The following is a 19167-nucleotide window of genomic DNA, read 5'->3' on the forward strand; positions in this document are numbered from 1 at the left end:
AGCGGCGGGGCGCGGGGCCTACTTGACCGCGCCGGCCATCACCCCCGTGACGAACTGCCGCTGGAACGCGAAGAAGACGACGAGCGGGACCACCATCGACAGGAACGCGCCGGGCGCCAGGACGTCGATGTTGTTCCCGAACTGCCGTACCTGCTGCTGGAGCGCGACCGTGATCGGCGGGTTGGCCGAGTCGGCGAAGACCAGCGCCACCAGCATGTCGTTCCACACCCACAGGAACTGGAAGATGCCGAGTGAGGCGATCGCCGGGCCGCCCAGCGGCAGCACCACCCGGGTGAACAGCCGCAGTTCCCCCGCCCCGTCGAGACGGGCCGCCTCCAGCAGCTCGCGCGGGATCTCCGCGAAGAAGTTGCGCAGCAGGAACACGGCGAAGGGCAGACCGAAGGCGGTGTGGAAGAGCACCACGCCCGCCGTGGTCTCGAACAGGCCGATGGTGCCGAAGAGTTCCGACACCGGGATCAGCGCCACCTGCACCGGTACGACGAGCAGCCCGACGACGACGAGGAAGAGCCAGTCCCGGCCGGGGAACTCCAGCCAGGCGAAGGCGTATCCGGCGAACGCGCCGAGGGTCAGCACGAGCAGGGTGGCCGGCACCGCGATCGCGAAGGTGTTCAGCAGGGAACCGGTGATGGTGTCGTTGGCCAGCAGCCGCTCGTAGTTGTCGGCGGTCAGCCGCGAGGGCGCGCCGAACACCTGCCACCAGCCGCCGTCGTTCAGGTGGGTCGGGGAGACGAGGGAGGAGACGAGCAGGCCCAGGGTGGGCAGCAGCCAGAAGAGCGCCGCCAGGACCAGGAAGACGCGCACGGCCCCGCCGGCCAGCCGGCCCGCGGCCCGGCCCGCCGGACTGCCCGCGGAGCGCCCGGCCCCTGTCGCCGGCCGCGTGGCCGGCGCCGCTTCGGTACGGGTCATCGGGTCCCCTCCTTCCGCAGGCGGCGGATGTTCACAAGCATCACCGGAACCACCAGCACCAGCAGCAGCACGGCGATGGCGCTGCCCAGCCCCGGATGGGCGTCGGTGCCGAAGGACGTCCGGTACAACTGCAGCGCGAGCACGTTCGCGTCGTCCTGGACCGCACCGGGTGCGATCACGAAGACGAGGTCGAAGATCTTCATGACGTTGATGACGAGCGTGACGAGCACGACAGCCAGCAGGGGCGCCAGCAGCGGGACGGTGATCCGCCGGAACACCTGCCACTCGTTCGCCCCGTCCACCCGCGCCGCCTCCAGCAGCTCGCGCGGTACGGCCGCCAGCCCGGCCCCGATCAGCACCATCGCGAAACCGGCCCACATCCATACGTACGCCCCGATGACCGCCGGGGTGACCAGCGCCGGACCGAGCCACTCCACCCCGCCGTACGCCTCCCGGAAGTTGACCGCGGGCAGCCGCAGCAGTGCCCCGTCGGCCTTCGGGGACAGGGTGAAGGTGCCGTCGGCGCGGGCCGTCGCCGTGTCGACCACCCGGCCGTCCTTGACCGCCTCGATCCGCATCCCGGAGAAGCCCTGCTCGCTCGGGTCGACCACGTTCGCCGCGCCGCCCCCGCCACGGGTGAAGTCCTGCCAGACGGTGCCGGTGACCTTCCCCGGCTCGGGCTGCGGTGCGCCCGCCGTACGGGTCCCCTCCGGCAGCGCCTCAGGGGCCACGCCGACCAGCGGGAGCAGCACCGGGCTGCCCGCGCGGGCCGGTTCGCGGGTCACGAAGGCGCCCCCGCCGGCGTCCGCCAGCGGCGAGTCGCGGCCGGGGCGGGCCTTGGGGAAGGCCGAGGACTGCGCGAAGGTGTCGTGGACGCCGACCCAGACCGCGTTGGCGACGCCCCGGTCGGGGTCGTGGTCGTAGACGAGCCGGAAGATGATGCCCGCCGCCAGCATCGAGATCGCCATCGGCATGAACACCAGCAGCTTGAACGCCGTCCCCCAGCGCACCCGTTCGGTGAGCACCGCGAAGATCAGGCCCAGCGCGGTGGCCGTGGCCGGGGCCAGCACCACCCACACCGCCGTGTTCTCCAGGGCGGTGCGGATGCTGTCGTCGGTGAGGATCTCGCGGTAGTTGTCACCGCCGACGAACACGTCGCCGGAGCGGTCGAAGAAGCTGCGGTAGAGCGAGTAGCCGATCGGGTGCACGACGAGTGCGCCGAGCAGTACTAGGGCCGGCAGGAGGAACGCCGCCGCCACGAGGCGGCGGCGCCGCGCCTCGGCGGAGAGCCCCCGCGCGGGGCCGGGACCGTGCGCGGGGCCGTCGCCGTGTGCGGAGGAGCGACCGTGTGCGGCGGGGGCCGTCACGGGATCAGTTCCCGTAGGCCTTGGCCGCGTCCGCCTCCAGTTTCGCCTGGGTGCCCGCCACGTCCGACGGGTTCGCCAGGAAGTCCTGGAGCGCCTTCCACTCGCCCGCGCCCGGGGTGCCGCCGAAGGCCGCCGGTGCCTGGTCGGACATGTCGAAGCGGAAGTCGTCACCCGCCGCGATCAGCGCCTTGGCGATGCCCCGCTGGATGTCGTTCGGGTACGCCGCCGGGTCGACCGCCTTGTTCGGGGAGACGAAGCCGCCCTCGCGTGCCTGGATCTCGGCCGCGTCCGCCGACGCCAGGAAGGTCAGCAGCGCCTGGGCGCCCTTCGAGGGCTTCAGCGCGACGGCCACGTCACCGCCCGAGACCACCGGCGCCTTCGCGCCGACCGCCGGGAAGGGGAAGACCAGGGCGTCCTCGCCGACCTTCGCCTCGGTCTGCGCGATGTTCACCGCGACGAAGTCGCCCTCGAAGACCATCGCGGCCGCCGGCCGGTCGCCGCCGGTGAAGGTCTGCGTCACCGATTTCGGGAACTCGGTGGCCAGTGCGCCGCTCGTCCCGCCCGCCAGGAAGTCCTTGCGCCCGAACAGTTCGGCGAGCGTGGTCAGGGCCTGCTTGACGCTGTCGTCCGTCCACTTGATCTGGTGCTTGGCCAGCTGGTCGTACTTCTCCGGGCCCGCCTGGGAGAGGTAGATGTTCTCGAACCAGTCCGTCAGGGTCCAGCCGTCCGCGCCCGCGACCGAGACCGCCGGGGTGCCCGACGCCGACAGGGTGTCCGCCGCTGTGATCAGTTCCTTCCAGGTCTTGGGCGGCTTGACGCCCGCCGCCTCGAACGCCTTCGCGTTGTACCAGATCAGCGACTTGTTGGCGGCCTTGTAGTAGACGCCGTACTGGGTGCCGCCGACCGCGCCCAGCGACTTCCAGCCCGCCGAGTAGTTCTTGTCGAGCTGCGCCTGCGCCTGCGGGCCCACCGGCTGCGCCCACTTGTTCTGGACCGCCGAGACCAGCGCCCCGACCTGCGGCAGCAGCGCGACGTCCGGCGGAGCCCCGCCGGCGATCTTCGTGCCGAGGAAGGTGACGATCGGGTCCTGGGCCGGGACGAAGGTGACGGTGGCCCCCGTCCGCTTCTCGAACTCCTTGAGGACCTTGGTGAAGTTCTCCTGCTCGGGGCCCGTCCAGACCGCCGCGACCTGGAGCTTCTCCCCGTCCAGTTTCGGTAACTCCACCGCGGGCGAGGCCGTGCCGCCCCGCGGCGGCGACGGCTCCTTGTCGGCGCCGCCCCCGCAGGCGGTGAGCGCCAGCGCGCCCGCGGCGGCGAGCGCCGCCCACTTGAGATGCGTACGGCCCGTTCCGTGCTCGCGCATGGCTCTGCCCCCGATACCCGTGGTGTGTCCCGGACCACAAGGTCTACGCCGACCCGCGCGACCCCGCAATACCGCGTCCCGGGGCCGGGTGAACACCGCGTCCCGGGGACGGGCGCGAGCACGGGCGCCGGAGACGGGCAGAGCGCGCGCCCCAGGCGCGGGGCTGCGGGGGTGCCCCGCCGGTCACGCCGGTCCGTCGGTCACGCCGGGCGCGGCCTGACCGGCGGGCACCTCGCCGCGTTGTCGGAACGCCCGGATGCGCCCGGTATCAGGACGGTCCCCCGCCTTGCGGTGCACCGCATCCGACGCCGCGCGCTGATCCACCTTTCGGGCCGGCCCTCAGGGAGCCGGGGGGAACAGCACGGGTATCGCCGAGACCAGGTGCGCGGCCCGGTCCAGCGCGCTGGCCAGCAGCGCGAGGTCGGTCGGGCCGTTGCCCAGCTCGCGCACCGGCCGGCGGGCCGGCGGATCGCCCATCCGCTCCCACTCCACCGGGACCACCGTCGGCCGCAGGGTCGCCGTCCGCGGGATCCGCCCGGTGACCCGGCCCGCCTGGAACGGCACCGTACGGCCGTCCGCGAAGCGCAGCACACCGCGGCCGGGCCCCGGCTGGTCCGGGGCTTCGAGCTCGACCCGCAGGGCGGCCAGCCGGGCCGGGCCGGTGCCGGCCGTACGGTCCGGACGGGAGGTGCTCGCCACCAGGTGCACGCCCAGCCGGGCGCCGTCACGGGCCACCGCCTCCAGCGCCCGCACCACCGAACCGGCGGCGGGGCGGCCCGCGCTGCCCAGACCGGGCGCGACCAGCGCGTCGAGGTCGTCCACCAGCACCACCAGGCGCGGCAGCGGGCTCGGCCCGACCGGATCCGTACGGGTGGCAGCGGCGCGCAGCCGGAGCGTTCCCGTCCGTACGGGCTCGCCGTGGCCCGGCGAGCCGGAGGACGGGCCGTCGCCGCGGACCTCGCCCGGGGCGGGCCGGCGGGGCGCGACCATCCGGCCGGACACCTCGCGCTGCGCGTGCCACTCGGCGAAGGGCACGCCGTCCAGCAGCTCGGCGCGCCGCTTGAGCTCCGCGCCCAGCGCCTGCGCGAACTCCCGCATGCGCAGCGGATCGGAGGCCACCAGGTGGGCGGAGACGTGCGGGAGTTCGGTGCAGGGCAGCAGCCCGTCGCCGCGCTCGCCGCCCGCCCCGTCCAGGAGGACCAGCCCGAGGCGGTCCGGGCGGGCACCCGCGGACAGCGACGCCGCCACCGACCGCAGCAGCTCGGTACGGCCGCTCCCGGCGGGCCCCTCGACGATCAGGTGCGGGCCGTCGTGGACCAGCTCGGTGCCCACGGGACCGCGCCGCCCGCTGCCCAGCACGATCTCGGCCAGGCCGCCCTGGCCCTGCCCCTGGTCGGTCGCGGCCGCCCAGCGGGCCATCAGGGAGGCCGGGGTGGCCCGGGCCAGCCCCAGCTCGTCCAGCAGCCGCGCCGTGGCGGGCAGCGCGGCGGCCGTGGGACGGCTCGGCCCGCCGACCGCGCCGTCGGTGGGCCGCAGGGGTGCCATGGCCCGGGCGAACCGCTCGGCCCAGGCGGTGGAGACGGCGTCGCAGACCGCGGTGCCCCCGGACGGGACCGGCAGGCCGCCGCGGACCGCGAAGGTCCGTACGGCCGTGGCGACGTCCCCGCTGAGCAGGGCGACCGCACCGCAGTCCCGGAAGGCGGGGGTGGCCGCGCAGGCGCTCTCGTACGTGTCGGCGACCGGGGAGGCGGGGGTGGCCGCCGGGGCCTCGGCGAGCGCCAGGACGTGGATCCCGGCGGCCGGGCCGTGCGAGGCGAGCCGGCCGGTGATGTCGCGCAGCGCGCCGGTCCCGGGATCGCCGTCGAGGACGAGGAGCGTGTAGGGGCCCTCGTAGGCGTCGGCCGCCTCCCGGACCCGTTCGGGGGAGGCGCTCGCCCAGTGCGCGCCGAGCGGGCCGTCGTCGAGGCGGCGGGTGAGCTCGGCCGTGCGGGCGGCGGCCTGGTCGCGGTCGTACGCGAGGAGCAGGCGGCAGTCCTGGCCGTGCCCCGGCCGTACGTGGGGCAGCCAGCCCAGCCAGCCCCAGTCGCGCCGCCGGTCGGCGAGCGGCCGGGCCCGGTCGGCGCTGAGGAGCACGATCTCCAGCTGCCCCGGAGCGTGCAGCCCCGCGAGCTGTGCGACCACCCAGCGGGCCGACCCGGACAGCCGCGCCCGCGGGCCGGCGATGCCGAGGGCGCCGACGGCGGGCAGGGACACCCGGCTCCCGGCGCCGAGCCCGACTTCCAGCAGCGCGGCGTGACCGGCCCGCCCGGGCGTACGGGACCACAGGCGCCCCGTGGGGCCCATCGCGGCCAGCAGCAGCGCGGCCGGGTCGTCGGGGTGGGGTGCGGCGGCGGTGGCGACGGTCTCCGGGACGGCCTGCGCGACGTCCTCCCCGCGCACCCATTTGCGGGCCCACGCGCCGAGGCCCTTGCGGCGGCCCGATCCGGTCCGGGCCCCGTCCGGCCCGGACGTGCCGGGGCCGCCTGCGGGCTCGGGGGCGCCCGGGTGGGCCGCGCCGGTCGCGCCGGCCGGTCCGTAGGGCCCGGCGGTCCCCGCGGCCGTGCCGGAGGCGCCCGGCGCCCCGCCGCGGATGGCGGACTGCGCGTGCGGGCCGGGCGGCCCGTACGGCCCGGTGCCGGGGGCAGCCGGGCCGCGGGCACCCGCCGCCGTGTCCGGGCCGTCAGGGACGCTCCCCGTGGGGCCGCCGGGCGCGTCGGGGCCGGCGGGTGCGGGGAGGGCCAGGTGGCCCTCCTGGTCCGGGGTCACCGGCAGCGCGGGCGTGCCCGCGGGCGCCAGCCGCAGGGTGGACTCGCCGACCCGCAGCAGGGCCCCCGGGGGCAGGGCGACCGGCTGGGTCCCGACCGGGGAGCCGTCGAGGGTGGTGCCGTTCGTGGAGTCCAGGTCGGCGACGGCGACCCGGCCGCCGCGGGCCACCGTCACCGCGCAGTGCATCCGGGACACGTCGGGGTCGTCCAGCGGCACGTCGGCGTCGCCGGACCGGCCGATGCGGATCTGCCCGTCGTGCAGCAGGTGCACCCCGCCCGCGTCGGGTCCGGCCACGACGTGCAGCTGGGGTGCGCCGAGGCCGTCCTCGGGCAGCACGTCCGGCATCGGGGAGTGCAGCGCCAGCACCGCGCCGTCCACCAGGGGCGGCTCGCCCAGCACCCGCCGCTGGAGGTCGAGGCGCTCGGAGCCCGCGTACAGCACGACCGTGCCCCCGGTGTCGGGGCCGCCGACGGTGGCCGCGAGCCCGGAGGCGACCGCGGCCAGCGCCGTGCCGACGGGCGCGGTGACGAGCACGTCACAACTCGCGGGGGCGGTCGCGGTCTGGTGGCCGCTGCGCGACCCGAGGACGGTCAGCCGGATCTGCATCGCCGTCAGCGGTCCCTTCTGCGCGGTGCGCGGTGTGTGCGCCCGGCAGGGGAACGTCGTGACATGACTGCCCGATCGCCCCCCGCCCGGCACGGACGCGTCGTCCGGTCAGGTCTGCCCGGAAGGCGGGGCTCCCGTCCCGTGCCGTCCGTACGGGTGCATCCTCGCACCTGTCGCGGACAACACGCCCGGCACCCGGCAATGAATGATCTTGATCTGCCGCGGGTCGGGCCGGGGCCCGACCGAAACCGGACCACGAGCGGGGCGAAGAAGGGGAAAATCGCCTCCGGCATACCCCGAAAACGTCACCCTCCGTACATATGTGCGGCAACCAACCTCCGCGGACCGGCGTCTTCCCGGGGGACACCCCCTAGAGTGGGCCGGAAAAACCACTCGACGGAACGACCACAGCAGACGACAGCAGGGGAGCGCGAGACGTGCGGCCAGTCGGCAGTAAGTACCTGCTCGAGGAGCCGCTCGGGCGCGGCGCCACGGGCACCGTCTGGCGTGCCCGCCAGCGGGAGACCGCCGGCGCGGAGGCGGCCGTGGCGGGCCAGCCCGGCGAGACCGTGGCGATCAAGGTCCTCAAGGAGGAGCTGGCCCAGGACGCCGACATCGTCATGCGCTTCCTGCGGGAGCGCTCCGTCCTGCTGCGCCTGACCCACCCCAACATCGTGCGCACCCGCGACCTCGTCGTCGAGGGCGACCTGCTGGCCCTGGTCATGGACCTGATCGACGGCCCGGACCTGCACCGCTACCTGCGTGAGAACGGCCCCTTCACGCCCGTCGCCGCGAGCCTGCTGACCGCCCAGATCGCGGACGCGCTCGCCGCCAGCCACGCCGACGGCGTGGTGCACCGCGACCTCAAGCCGGCCAACGTGCTGCTCGACGAGCGCGGCGGGCAGATGAAGCCGATGCTGACCGACTTCGGCATCGCCCGCCTGGCCGACTCCCCGGGCCTGACCCGCACGCACGAGTTCGTCGGCACCCCGGCCTACGTCGCCCCCGAGTCCGCCGAGGGCCGCCCGCAGACCTCCGCCGTCGACATCTACGGCGCCGGCATCCTGCTCTACGAGCTGCTCACCGGCCGCCCGCCGTTCGCCGGCGGTACCGCGCTCGAAGTGCTCCACCGCCACCTCAGCGAGGAGCCGCAGCGCCCCTCGACCGTGCCCGAGCCGCTGTGGACGGTCATCGAGCGCTGCCTGCGCAAGGAGCCCGACGAGCGCCCCAGCGCCGCGAACCTGGCCCGCGGCCTGCGCGTGGTCGCCGCCGGCATCGGCGTGCACTCCACGGGCGCCGAGGTGGAGGCCGCGCTCGGGGTGGGCGCCCTCCTCGCGCCCGACCCCTCGCCGGCCCCGGTCCCCGAGACCCCCGGCGCCGCGGACCCGACCCAGGTGCTGCCGTCCGGGGCGGGCTCACCGGCGGGCGCCTACGACCCGAACGCCATGACCAGCGTCATGCCGCCGGTCGGCGCGGCCGACGCCACCTCCGTGCTGCCCATGGGCTCTCCCCGGCCCGGGGGGCCAGGGGAGACGGCAGGCTCCGGGGCCGACCCGACCTCGGTCATGCCGCCCGTGCAGCAGCCCGACGCGCCGCACCCGTGGCAGACGCAGATGCGGGCCGCCCGCGACCGCAACGAGCAGACGCAGATGCAGTACCTCGACCCGGAGGACGACCCGCTGCGCCGCCGCCCGCAGCGCCAGGCGCCCCCGCCGCCGCAACACAGGCCCCCACAGCAGCCGCCGCAGTACCGGCAGGGCCCGCCGCAGCAGCAGTACCAGCAGCCGCAGCAGCCCCGGTACCGCCAGCCGCAGCAGCAGCCTCCGCAGCAGCAGTACGCACCGCCGCCCCCGCCGCAGCACTACCAGCCGCAGCAGCGCCAGCCCCAGCAGTACCAGCAGCCGCAGCAGCCCCAACAGCAGCAGCCGCAGTACCGCCAGCCGCAGCAGCCCCCGCAGGCCCCGCCGCAGCCGCCGGCCCGCCGGGAGCCGCGCGAGCCGCGCCGCCGCAGCGCCAACCCGGTGCGGATTCCCGGCCTCGGCTGCCTCAAGGGCTGCCTGGTGCTGATCCTGGTGTTCTTCGTGGCCGGCTGGCTCGTCTGGGAGCTGACCCCGCTGCAGGAGTGGATCGGCACGGGCAAGGGATGGTGGGACCAGGTGTGGACCTGGGGCACCGGCATCGTCGACTGGGTCACCACCATCGGCGACTCGGCGGGCTCCTCGGGCTCTTCCGGCTCCTCCGCTCCCTGAGGAGGGCCCCGTAGCGCCGACTTCGTGGATTTGTCGACATCCAGGACGTGATTTCGCCCGCAGAAGTGAAGGTCGTCGCGAATCGGGCCCCCCTGCTGGCCTCCGAAGCCCACGCGGCCGCGTAGCTTTGGGGCGTACGCCAGCCACTGAGGGAGCAGTCGTGGCACGGAAAATCGGCAGCCGGTACACCGCGCACCAGATCCTGGGGCGCGGCAGCGCGGGCACGGTGTGGCTGGGCGAGGGGCCTGACGGGCCCGTCGCCGTGAAACTGCTGCGCGAGGACCTCGCGTCCGACCAGGAACTGGTCGGACGCTTCGTCCAGGAGCGCAGCGCCCTGCTCGGCCTGGAGCATCCGCACGTCGTCTCCGTCCGCGACCTCGTCGTGGACGGCAACGACCTCGCCCTCGTCATGGACCTCGTACGCGGTACGGACCTGCGCACGCGGCTCGACCGCGAGCGCAGGCTCGCTCCCGAGGCGGCCGTGGCGATCGTCGCGGACGTGGCCGACGCGCTGGCCGCGGCGCACGCGGCGGGGGTCGTGCACCGGGACGTCAAGCCGGAGAACGTCCTGCTGGACATGCAGGGCCCGCTCGGCCCGGGCGGCTCGCACCCGGCCCTGCTGACAGACTTCGGCGTCGCCAAGCTGATCGACTCCCCCCGGCGGGCCTCCGCGGGCCGGGCCACGGCCCCGACGACCCGCATCATCGGCACCCCGGACTACCTGGCCCCGGAGATCGTGGAGGGCCTGCCCCCGCGGGCGGCGGTGGACATCTACGCCCTGGCCACCGTCCTGTACGAACTCCTGGCCGGGTTCACCCCCTTCGGCGGCGGCCACCCGGGCGCGGTCCTGCGGCGGCACGTGACGGAGACCGTCGTCCCGCTGCCGGGGATCCCCGACGAGCTGTGGCAGCTGATCGTGCAGTGCCTGGCCAAGGCGCCGGCCTCGCGGCTGCGGGCCTCGGAGCTGTCGGTCCGGCTGCGGGACCTGCTGCCGATGCTGGCCGGGATGCCGCCGCTCGACGTGGACGAGCCGGACGACGCGGAGGCGGAGCCGGAGGTCTCGGAGGAACCGTCCGCCGACCCGGTGCGGCGGCGGGGCGTCGTCCCGCTCGTACCGGGGTCGGCGACCGACTCCAACCGGGACACCCACACCTCGATGCGGGTGCCGGGGCCGGACGAGCTGGCCGGCGGGGCGCTGGGCACGGCCCGCGTGCCGCGGCCGGCCGGCGGCCACCGGCCCGGCTCGGCCCGACACCGGGCCGAGGCCGCCCGCAAGCGGCGCCTGACCCTGTCGGCGGTCGCGGTGGCCCTGGTCGCCGCCGTCGGCCTGGGCAGCTGGCTGGCCCTCTCCGGCAGCGACGAGCCCAGTCCCCGACGGGACAACAAGCAGCAGTCCGTTCCCCGGGTGCCGTAGCGCCGGTGCGGCGCCGCGGTCGGGGGCCCGCCCCCGAACCCCCGCGCCTCGAACGCCGGCGGGGCTGCATCTCCCGGCCCCGTCGGCGTGTGAGGACCGGGCGGAGCTCGGGAAGCCCCGCGCAGCGGACGCGCCCCGCCTTCGCCGCCGCGTACGGGCTACGCCGCGACCAGCTCCGGGTGCCAGCGCCGCGCCACGGCGGGGTGGGCGCGGACCCAGCCCTTCAGCTCGTTGCGGCCGTACTCGGCGTGCAGCGGGTTCGACGCGTCGTGCGCCACCCCGGGCGCCGAGCGCAGGTAGTCGCCCGGCACGGTCTCCACCACCGCGTCCAGCCGCGGGTTGTAGAAGAACGGCACCGAGAACCGCTCCACCGCACCCGGCGGGCTGACCACCCGGTGGTCGGTCGCGGTCAGGTAGCCCTCGGTCGCGATCTCCAGCAGCTCGCCCAGGTTCACCACGAAGGCCCCCGGCATGGGCGGAACATCCACGTAGCCGCCGTCCCGGACCACTTGGAGGCCGCCCACCGAGTCCTGCAGCAGGAGCGTGAGGAAGCCGTAGTCCTTGTGCGCCCCGACCCCCTGGTCGGCGCCGGACGGGGCGGACCCCGGGTAGCGGATCAGCTTGGTGTGCAGATGGGGCCGGTCGGCGAAGGCGTCGTCGAAGAAGTCGGCCGGGGCGCCGATCGAGACCAGCAGCTCCTGGAGCAGGCGGTGCGCCACCGCCGCCAGGCGGGACTGCCAGTCGAGGACCACCGTACGGAGTTCGGGGAGGGCGGCGGGCCACTGGTTCGGGCCCTCCAGCCACAGGTACGCCGGGTCGTCCGGGCCCACCACCGGTGCCGGCCGCTCCGCACCCACGTCCAGCTGGTCGCGCCAGTCGGAGGCCCCGCCGGTCAGCTCGTGCCCGATCCGGGTGTAGCCGCGGAAGTGCGGGGAGTTCAGATTGCTCACGGCGAGCCGGTCGGCCTCCGGGAGGGCGAAGAAGGTCCGGGTCACCTCCAGGATGCGGGCGCTCTCGGCGGCGGTGACGCCGTGCCCGGTCAGGTGCAGGAAGCCGGTGTCCCTGGCCGCTGCGTGCAGCTGCTTCAGGAAGTCGGCCCGCTGGGCCGGGTCGTCGGCCTGGGAGAGGTCCAGGACGGGGAGAGAGTGCGCGGACGGCATGACGGCTCCGTTTCGGATGTCACGGGGTCCTGTTCCCCAGAGGTGGCGGGGCCGCGGGTGGGGCGGGGTCGCCGGCAGGGTTGGCGCCGGGACCGCTGGGCCGCGTTACAGGACCAAGTCGGATCGGGGTGGATCAGGCTTGGGTGAGGTCCGGCGGCTGACAGCTCGTCGTCGTGACGCGCATGTAGTCCACATGGCGGCGCTTGACGAGGAGAACGGTCATACGGTGAGCGTACGCCCGTCCGAGCCTTCATCAGAACGGGTGATCCGGCCTGCCCGGACGGGCTTGCCCGAGGACCGGCTACGCTGGACCCGTGGCAGTCGTCGATGTTTCCGAAGAGCTGAAGTCCCTCTCCTCGACCATGGGGTCGATCGAGGCCGTCCTGGACCTCGACAAGCTGAGGGCAGATATCGCCGTGCTCGAGGAGCAGGCCGCCGCGCCGTCCCTGTGGGACGACCCGGAAGCCGCCCAGAAGATCACGAGCAAGCTTTCGCACCTCCAGGCCGAGGTCCGCAAGGCCGAGACCCTGCGCGGACGCATCGACGACCTGGCGGTGCTCTTCGAGCTCGCCCAGGAGATGGACGACGCGGACACCCTCGCCGAGGCCGAGACCGAGCTGACGTCCGTCCGCAAGGCACTGGACGAGATGGAGGTCCGGACCCTGCTCTCCGGCGAGTACGCCGAGCGCGAGGCCCTGGTCAACATCCGTGCCGAGGCCGGAGGCGTCGACGCCTCCGACTTCGCCGAGCGCCTCCAGCGCATGTACCTGCGCTGGGCCGAGCGCCACGGCTACTCCACGGAGATCTACGAGACCTCGTACGCGGAAGAGGCCGGCATCAAGTCGACCACCTTCGTCGTCAAGGCCCCGTACGCCTACGGCACCCTCTCCGTCGAGCAGGGCACCCACCGCCTCGTGCGCATCTCGCCCTTCGACAACCAGGGCCGCCGCCAGACCTCCTTCGCGGGCGTCGAGGTGCTCCCGGTCGTCGAGACCAGCGACCACGTCGAGATCGACGAGTCCGAGCTGCGCATCGACGTCTACCGCGCCTCCGGCCCCGGCGGCCAGGGCGTCAACACCACCGACTCGGCCGTGCGCATCACGCACATCCCGACCGGCATCGTCGTCTCCTGCCAGAACGAGCGCTCGCAGATCCAGAACAAGGCCAGCGCCATGAACGTCCTCCAGGCCAAGCTGCTGGAGCGGCGCCGCCAGGAGGAGCAGGCCAGGATGGACGCCCTCAAGGACGGCGGCAGCTCCTGGGGCAACCAGATGCGCTCCTACGTCCTGCACCCGTACCAGATGGTCAAGGACCTGCGCACGGAGTTCGAGGTCGGCAACCCGCAGGCGGTCCTCGACGGCGAGATCGACGGCTTCCTGGAGGCCGGCATCCGTTGGCGCAAGCAGCAGGAGCAGACCGCGTAGGACGCCGGGACGCTCCCCGGAAGAACGCGGTAAGGGCCCGGACACCTTCAGGTGTCCGGGCCCTTCCGCTGTATGTGATCGGTACGCGGCGCGGGCACCGACGAGCACCGGCGCCGGGCCCTGCCCGCAGAGCGCCCGCTAGGCGGTCTGCTGGGCCACCAGGACCAGAGCTGCCACGAGGACCACCATGAGCACGATGAGTGCCACGGGGTTCAGGCCGGAGAAGGGGCCCTCCTGCTGGAGGCGCTCCCGGTTCGCCCGGCACACCGGGCAGCGGCCCTGGCTGACGGGTGCGGCGCAGTTCGCGCACACGAGCCGGTCATATGTCATGCGCTCCTCCTCTCGCCCCTCGGTCTTTCCTACTGTCTATAACGGCGCGGGGAACCGGACCGTTCCCCCTACCACTGTGCCAGCTTCGCCGACATTCGGCGCGGCCCGTCCGGACTCCCGCGGTCCGGACCCTCCCGGACCGGGGGATAAAGCGGACAACTCCGGATGCCGGGTCCACACCTCGCGCCCGTTCGCGTATGGTCACGCACACCTACTCCCGGCGACCGTGGTGCACCCGTGATCCGATTCGACAGCGTCTCCAAGTCCTACCCGAAGCAGAGCCGTCCCGCACTCAGAGAAGTCTCCCTCGACATCGCGAAGGGCGAGTTCGTCTTCCTGGTCGGCTCGTCCGGCTCCGGCAAGTCCACCTTCCTGCGCCTCATCCTGCGCGAGGAGCGGGCGAGCCACGGCCAGGTGCACGTCCTGGGCAAGGACCTCGCCAAGCTCTCCAACTGGAAGGTCCCGCAGATGCGGCGCCAGTTGGGGACCGTCTTCCAGGACTTCCGCCTGCTGCCCAACAAGACGGTGGCCGAGAACGTCGCCTTCGCCCAGGAGGTCATCGGCAAGCCCCGGGGCGAGATCCGCAAGGCCGTCCCGCAGGTCCTGGAACTGGTCGGCCTGGGCGGCAAGGAAGAGCGCATGCCCGGCGAGCTCTCCGGCGGCGAGCAGCAGCGCGTGGCCATCGCCCGCGCCTTCGTCAACCGCCCGGCCCTGCTGATCGCGGACGAGCCCACCGGCAACCTCGACCCGCAGACCTCCGTCGGGATCATGAAGCTGCTGGACCGGATCAACCGGACCGGTACCACCGTGATCATGGCGACGCACGACCAGCAGATCGTCGACCAGATGCGCAAGCGCGTCATCGAACTCGAACAGGGCCGACTCGTACGCGACCAGTCGCGCGGCGTCTACGGCTACCAGCACTGAAAGGCCCTTGAGAGTCATGCGCGCCCAGTTCGTCATGTCCGAGATCGGCGTCGGCCTCCGCCGCAATCTCACCATGACCTTCGCGGTCATCATCTCCGTGGCCCTGTCCCTCGCCCTGTTCGGCGGCTCCCTGCTCATGAGCGAGCAGGTGAGCAGGATGAAGGGCTACTGGTACGACAAGGCCAACGTCTCGATCTACCTCTGCAACAAGCAGGACGCCCAGGAGGCCGGCGAGGCCGCCAACAGCGGGGGAGGCGGCGCGGGAGGCGTCGCCACCTGCCGCAAGGGCGCCGTGACCGACGAGCAGAAGAAGCAGATCGAGTCCGAGCTCAAGGCGATGTCCCTGGTCAAGTCGGTGACCTACGAGTCGGCCGACGAGGCGTACAAGCACTACCAGGAGCAGTACGGCCACACCGCCCTGGCCTCCTCCATCACCCCCGACCAGATGCAGGAGTCCTTCCGGGTCAAGCTCAAGAACCCGGAGAAGTACAAGGTGGTCACCTCCGCCTTCGCCGGCCGCGACGGCATCCACACCGTGGACGACCAGCGCCAGGCGATCGACGACCTCTTCCGGATCCTCAACTACCTCAACATGGCCGCCGTGGGCATCATGGCGATCATGCTGATCGTGGCGCTGCTGCTGATCGTCAACACCGTGCGCGTCTCGGCGTTCAGCCGCAGGCGGGAGACCGGGATCATGCGGCTGGTGGGTGCCTCCAGCTTCTACATCCAGGTCCCCTTCATCATGGAGGCCGCCGTCGCCGGGCTCATCGGCGCGCTCTTCGCCTGCGTCATGCTCGTCTCCGGCCAGTACTTCGTGATCGACCACGGCGTCGGCCTGCGCGACAAGATCCAGCTCATCGACTTCATGGGCTGGGGATCGGTGCTGGCCAAGCTCCCGTACGTGCTGTTCATCGGCCTCCTGATGCCCTCCATGGCCGCCTTCGTCGCCCTGCGCAAGTACCTGAAGGTGTGACAAGCGCCCCGCAAGCGGTCCGGCCAACCGTCCCTGCCTGCGCGGGGCTTGTCCTAGACTCGGCGCCATGCCGGGTCTGCCCGCCTTCTGTCTCCGGCCCCGCGACCCACGTCGCGGGGCCGTTTTGACGTTAGCCTTCGCCGCCGTCGTCGCCGTCGGCGCGTTCACCGGGTGCTGGGTCCCCGAGGACGGCGTCGCGGCCGCCGCCCGTACGGACGCCCCCGCGCCCGGGGCCCCGCGCGCGGAGGGCACCGCCGACCGCGAGGCGGTCGCCCGGGCCGCCGCCGAGGCCGTCGCCGAGGGCAAGTCCGGCAAGAAGGCCGCGCAGGAAGTGGTCAGCCGCAGCGGCGACCGCTGGGGCACCGTCTACGACCAGGGCGAGTACGCCGCCTTCGCCGAGGGCCTCGACGGGCACTGGACCGGCGTCGGGGTCTGGGCCGGGCGCGCCCGCGACGGCGTGATCACCCTCGACCGGGTCCAGCCCGGCAGCCCCGCCGCCCGGGCCGGCCTGCGCGCCGGGGACCGGCTGCTGAGCGTCGACGGTCACGCCGTGACGGGGCTGGCCGTGGCCGACGTGGTCGCCCTGCTCCGCGGCACCGCCGGCACCCCCGTCGTGCTGAAACTCAGCCGGGACGGCGCCGACCTCACCGAGACCGTCCTGCGCCAGCGGCTGCGTACCGAGCCGGTGACCGTGCGGCAGCTCGCCGGCGACGTCACCGTCATCAAGGTGACCTCCTTCACCCGCGGCTCCGGCGAGCGCGTCAGGGCGGCAGTCCGCGCGGCCCCGCCCGGCGGCGGGGTCATGCTGGACCTGCGCGGCAACCGGGGCGGGCTGGTCGACGAGGCCGTCACGACCGCCTCCGCCTTCCTGGACGGCGGGCTCGTGGCGACCTACGACGTACGGGGCGAGCAGCGCGTCCTGAACGCGACCCCGGGCGGGGACACGACGCGCCCGCTGGTCGCCCTCGTCGACGGCGGCACGATGAGCGCCGCCGAGCTGGTGACGGGCGCGCTCCAGGACCGGGGCCGGGCGCTGGCGGTGGGAAGCAGGACCTTCGGCAAGGGCTCGGTTCAGATGCCGACCGAGCTCCCGGACGGCTCGGTGGCCGAGCTGACGGTGGGCACGTACCGCACACCGGCGGGCCGCAACCTCGACGGCGGCGGCATCACCCCGGACGTACCGGCGGGCGACCGGGCCGAGGATCGGGCCGTCGCGGTATTGGGTGGCCTCGGGGTGGGTCCGTAGTGCGAAAATGACCGCACTATGGCTAAGGAAAAAGGGCGCAAGCTGATCGCCCAGAACAAGAAGGCTCGGCACGACTACGCGATCATCGACACCTACGAGTGCGGTCTCGTGCTCACCGGTACCGAGGTCAAGTCCATGCGCCAGGGCCGTGCCTCGCTGGTGGACGGCTTCGTGTCGGTGGAGGGCCGGGAGGCCTGGCTCTACAACGTGCACGTGCCGGAGTACAGCCAGGGCACCTGGACCAACCACAGTGCCCGGCGCAAGCGGAAGCTCCTGATGCACCGGGAGGAGATCGACAAGCTGGCGCGCAAGGCCGACGAGTCGGGTCACACGATCGTGCCCCTCTCCCTGTACTTCAAGGACGGCCGGGCGAAGGTCGAGATCGCGCTGGCGAAGGGCAAGAAGGAGTACGACAAGCGGCAGACGCTGCGGGAGAAGCAGGACACCCGCGAGACGAACCGTGCGATCTCGGCGATCCGCCGCAAGCAGCGCGGTACGGTTTAATCTCCTGGCACGCGGTGGTCCACTTCGCGTACCATGGCGTCAGCACCCGCCGCTCGCGGTGGGAGCAGCTTGTGCGGTACATAACTGAAAAGCGTGAAACATGGGGATGATCGGTTTCGACAGCGGATGTCGATGCAGGGGAAGCGAGCCGAGGAAGCGGCAATGATCTCGCTAACCACATGTCGCAAAAAATAATCGCCAACTCCAAGAGCGATAACTCCCGCTTCACCCTCGCTGCCTAATAACAGTGAGCTGAAGCCTCTGTGAGGAGCGTCAGCCCGGAAGTGGTCCCGGTCCGGATCCTGGCGTCAACTAGGGATCTAAACCTCTAGCCCCGGTCACGGGGGTTGGAGGGAAACCAAACAGTGACTGAGCCCGTCGGAGACTTGTCCGTGTGATCTCCGGGGCCGAGAAAAGCGCAGCGGACTGCGCTCGGAGAAGCCCTGCTTCTGCACCGTTGGACGCGGGTTCGATTCCCGCCATCTCCACTCATCCCATGTGGGCGAAGGCCCCGCAGCCACTCGGCTGCGGGGCCTTCGTCATGCCTGCGCGGTGTCCTGGGTCGAGCAGCACGGGACCTCGTCGAGGTTCAGGGCGTGGGGCGCCGCGATCCAGCCGGTGCGGTCAGCGCGATGGCCAGCGCGACCAGCGCGGCCGCCGCCGGTACCGCGTAGGCGGCGACCGGGCCCGCGCCCTCCACGACCGAGCCCGCGCTCGCCGAGCCGACCGCGATTCCCGCGAAGATGGCGGTGACCGCCAGGGTCATGCCCTCGTTGAGCCGCCCCTGCGGGGTGCGGGCGTGGACCTGCGACATCGCGGTGACCATCGTCGGGGCCGTGGCCATGCCGGCCAGCACGAGGGCGCAGGCCAGGGCGGGCACGGAGCCGGTGGCCGCCGCGGCCCAGGGCAGGGTCATGAGGACGGCCAGAGCGCACACGCAGGCCTTCAGCGAGCGGGCGCGCACGGTGCCGTAGAGCAGGCCGGCCGCGCAGGAGCCCGCCGCCTGGAGGGCCAGGACCAGGCCGGAGGCGGCGCCCAGGCCCTGGAAGTCGAGGTAGGCGATCGAGGCGACCTCCATCGAGCCGAAGACCACGCCGGTGACGAGGAACAGCGGCAGCAGCGGGCCCAGGGCGCGCAGCGGCGAGCCGCGTCGCGGCGCCGCCGTCACGGGGGGCTGGGTGGCGCGGCAGGAGGTGAAGACCAACATGCCGGTGAGCAGCAGGGCCGCCCCGGCGAGGGTGCCCGCCTCCGGGAAGACCACACCGCACAGGAAGGCCGCCAGGACCGGCCCCAGCATGAAGCACAGTTCGTCCGCGGCCTGTTCGAAGGACATCGCCGTGTGGTGGGCGGCCGGGGAGTCGCGCAGCAGGTGCGTCCAGCGCGCGCGGGACATGCCGCCGATGTTGGGGGTGGTGGCGGTCACGGCGTACGAGGCGAAGAGGGTCCAGGCCGGGGCGCCGGTGCGCACGCACGCGATCAGGGACAGTGAGCCGAGGACCGCGATCAGGGTGGCGGGCACCGCGATCCGGGCCTGGCCGTGGCGGTCGATCAGGCGGGCGGTCAGGGGCGCCACCACTGCCGTGGCCGCCAGTCCGGTCGCCGTGACCGCGCCGGCGAGGGCGTACGAGCCGCGCTGGCCGGCGATCATCATGACCGCGCTGACGCCGAACATGCCCATCGGAAGGCGGGCGATGAGGTTTCCGGCGGTGAACCCCCGGGTGCCGGGCAGCGCGAACAGCCGGCGGTAGGGGCCGGGTCCCCGCCCGGCGGCGGCCCGCACGGCGGCACGGCGAGGGGCGGTGGGGGTGGGGGAGGAGGGAGCGGTGATGACGAGCGTGCTGCCGGTGACGGTCATGAGGGGCATGGCAC

The 19167-nt window shown here is 73.4% G+C and carries 14 protein-coding genes and 1 other RNA gene; 8 read left to right on the plus strand and 7 right to left on the minus strand.

What is annotated here, in order from left to right:
- Window positions 1-18: 18 nt before the first annotated feature.
- The 4 genes from ACZ3X1_RS29930 to ACZ3X1_RS29945 form a co-directional block, all read right to left on the minus strand.
- Window positions 19-927, minus strand: a complete 909-nt coding sequence (locus ACZ3X1_RS29930) for a carbohydrate ABC transporter permease (protein WP_356815358.1) — start codon at window positions 925-927, stop codon at window positions 19-21.
- Window positions 924-2186, minus strand: a complete 1263-nt coding sequence (locus ACZ3X1_RS29935; protein WP_467281796.1) for a carbohydrate ABC transporter permease — start codon at window positions 2184-2186, stop codon at window positions 924-926. Before ACZ3X1_RS29935 ends, ACZ3X1_RS29930 begins: the two co-directional genes overlap by 4 nt.
- 112 nt (window positions 2187-2298) lie before the next feature.
- Window positions 2299-3657 (minus strand): ABC transporter substrate-binding protein, encoded by a 1359-nt coding sequence (locus tag ACZ3X1_RS29940; RefSeq protein ID WP_356815359.1) that lies wholly within the window; start codon window positions 3655-3657, stop codon window positions 2299-2301.
- A 339-nt stretch (window positions 3658-3996) separates the two neighbouring features.
- Window positions 3997-7068 carry an FHA domain-containing protein gene (locus ACZ3X1_RS29945; RefSeq protein WP_467281692.1) on the minus strand — a complete coding sequence of 1024 codons (3072 nt, stop codon included), beginning with the start codon at window positions 7066-7068 and terminating at the stop codon, window positions 3997-3999.
- A gap of 437 nt (window positions 7069-7505) precedes the next feature.
- Between ACZ3X1_RS29945 and ACZ3X1_RS29950 the strand changes: the two genes are divergently transcribed.
- Together ACZ3X1_RS29950 and ACZ3X1_RS29955 are read left to right on the plus strand one after the other, a co-directional pair.
- Entirely contained in the window at window positions 7506-9317 is a 1812-nt protein-coding gene (locus tag ACZ3X1_RS29950) for a serine/threonine-protein kinase (RefSeq protein ID WP_467281695.1), read from the plus strand.
- A gap of 160 nt (window positions 9318-9477) precedes the next feature.
- Window positions 9478-10731 carry a serine/threonine-protein kinase gene (locus tag ACZ3X1_RS29955; RefSeq protein WP_356814893.1) on the plus strand — a complete coding sequence of 418 codons (1254 nt, stop codon included), beginning with the start codon at window positions 9478-9480 and terminating at the stop codon, window positions 10729-10731.
- A 158-nt stretch (window positions 10732-10889) separates the two neighbouring features.
- Here the strand turns inward: ACZ3X1_RS29955 and ACZ3X1_RS29960 are convergent, their stop codons facing one another.
- The gene (locus tag ACZ3X1_RS29960) at window positions 10890-11891 is read right to left on the minus strand and encodes an isopenicillin N synthase family dioxygenase (RefSeq protein ID WP_356814894.1); all 1002 of its coding nucleotides are present in this window, start codon (window positions 11889-11891) and stop codon (window positions 10890-10892) included.
- Window positions 11892-12205: 314 nt separating this feature from the next.
- On the opposite strand from ACZ3X1_RS29960, the gene prfB reads away from it, so the two are divergent.
- Complete coding sequence (prfB, locus tag ACZ3X1_RS29965) at window positions 12206-13315, plus strand: peptide chain release factor 2 (protein WP_356814895.1); 1110 nt, start codon at window positions 12206-12208, stop codon at window positions 13313-13315.
- A 138-nt stretch (window positions 13316-13453) separates the two neighbouring features.
- Here the strand turns inward: prfB and ACZ3X1_RS29970 are convergent, their stop codons facing one another.
- Window positions 13454-13645 carry a hypothetical protein gene (locus tag ACZ3X1_RS29970; RefSeq protein ID WP_030662818.1) on the minus strand — a complete coding sequence of 64 codons (192 nt, stop codon included), beginning with the start codon at window positions 13643-13645 and terminating at the stop codon, window positions 13454-13456.
- 237 nt (window positions 13646-13882) lie between these two features.
- Between ACZ3X1_RS29970 and ftsE the strand changes: the two genes are divergently transcribed.
- From ftsE to ssrA, 5 genes are all read left to right on the plus strand, one after another.
- On the plus strand, window positions 13883-14572 hold the full coding sequence (gene ftsE / locus ACZ3X1_RS29975; protein ID WP_030011324.1) for a cell division ATP-binding protein FtsE: 690 nt from the start codon (window positions 13883-13885) through the stop codon (window positions 14570-14572).
- Between the two features lie 16 nt (window positions 14573-14588).
- On the plus strand, window positions 14589-15548 hold the full coding sequence (gene ftsX / locus ACZ3X1_RS29980) for a permease-like cell division protein FtsX (RefSeq protein ID WP_356814896.1): 960 nt from the start codon (window positions 14589-14591) through the stop codon (window positions 15546-15548).
- Window positions 15549-15615: 67 nt separating this feature from the next.
- The gene (locus ACZ3X1_RS29985) at window positions 15616-16794 is read left to right on the plus strand and encodes a S41 family peptidase (protein ID WP_467281700.1); all 1179 of its coding nucleotides are present in this window, start codon (window positions 15616-15618) and stop codon (window positions 16792-16794) included.
- Between the two features lie 18 nt (window positions 16795-16812).
- Window positions 16813-17298 (plus strand): SsrA-binding protein SmpB, encoded by a 486-nt coding sequence (gene smpB / locus ACZ3X1_RS29990; protein WP_356814898.1) that lies wholly within the window; start codon window positions 16813-16815, stop codon window positions 17296-17298.
- 102 nt (window positions 17299-17400) lie between these two features.
- Window positions 17401-17789: a transfer-messenger RNA gene (gene ssrA, locus ACZ3X1_RS29995) on the plus strand.
- Window positions 17790-17887: 98 nt separating this feature from the next.
- On the opposite strand, the gene ACZ3X1_RS30000 is transcribed toward ssrA, so the two are convergent.
- On the minus strand, window positions 17888-19153 hold the full coding sequence (locus tag ACZ3X1_RS30000) for an MFS transporter (RefSeq protein WP_467281798.1): 1266 nt from the start codon (window positions 19151-19153) through the stop codon (window positions 17888-17890).
- Window positions 19154-19167: the final 14 nt, after the last annotated feature.

This window comes from Streptomyces sp. NPDC023541, assembly GCF_055559995.1.

Excerpts from the sequence above, each read along its gene's own strand:
- ACZ3X1_RS30000 (WP_467281798.1), bottom strand. The coding sequence starts at position 19,153 with ATGACCGTCACCGGCAGCACGCTCGTCATCACCGCTCCCTCCTCCCCC.
- ACZ3X1_RS29945 (WP_467281692.1), bottom strand. The coding sequence starts at position 7,068 with ATGCAGATCCGGCTGACCGTCCTCGGGTCGCGCAGCGGCCACCAGACC.
- ACZ3X1_RS29970 (WP_030662818.1), bottom strand. The coding sequence starts at position 13,645 with ATGACATATGACCGGCTCGTGTGCGCGAACTGCGCCGCACCCGTCAGC.
- ACZ3X1_RS29985 (WP_467281700.1), top strand. The coding sequence starts at position 15,616 with ATGCCGGGTCTGCCCGCCTTCTGTCTCCGGCCCCGCGACCCACGTCGC.
- ACZ3X1_RS29940 (WP_356815359.1), bottom strand. The coding sequence starts at position 3,657 with ATGCGCGAGCACGGAACGGGCCGTACGCATCTCAAGTGGGCGGCGCTC.
- ftsX (WP_356814896.1), top strand. The coding sequence starts at position 14,589 with ATGCGCGCCCAGTTCGTCATGTCCGAGATCGGCGTCGGCCTCCGCCGC.
- ACZ3X1_RS29930 (WP_356815358.1), bottom strand. The coding sequence starts at position 927 with ATGACCCGTACCGAAGCGGCGCCGGCCACGCGGCCGGCGACAGGGGCC.
- ACZ3X1_RS29960 (WP_356814894.1), bottom strand. The coding sequence starts at position 11,891 with ATGCCGTCCGCGCACTCTCTCCCCGTCCTGGACCTCTCCCAGGCCGAC.
- smpB (WP_356814898.1), top strand. The coding sequence starts at position 16,813 with ATGGCTAAGGAAAAAGGGCGCAAGCTGATCGCCCAGAACAAGAAGGCT.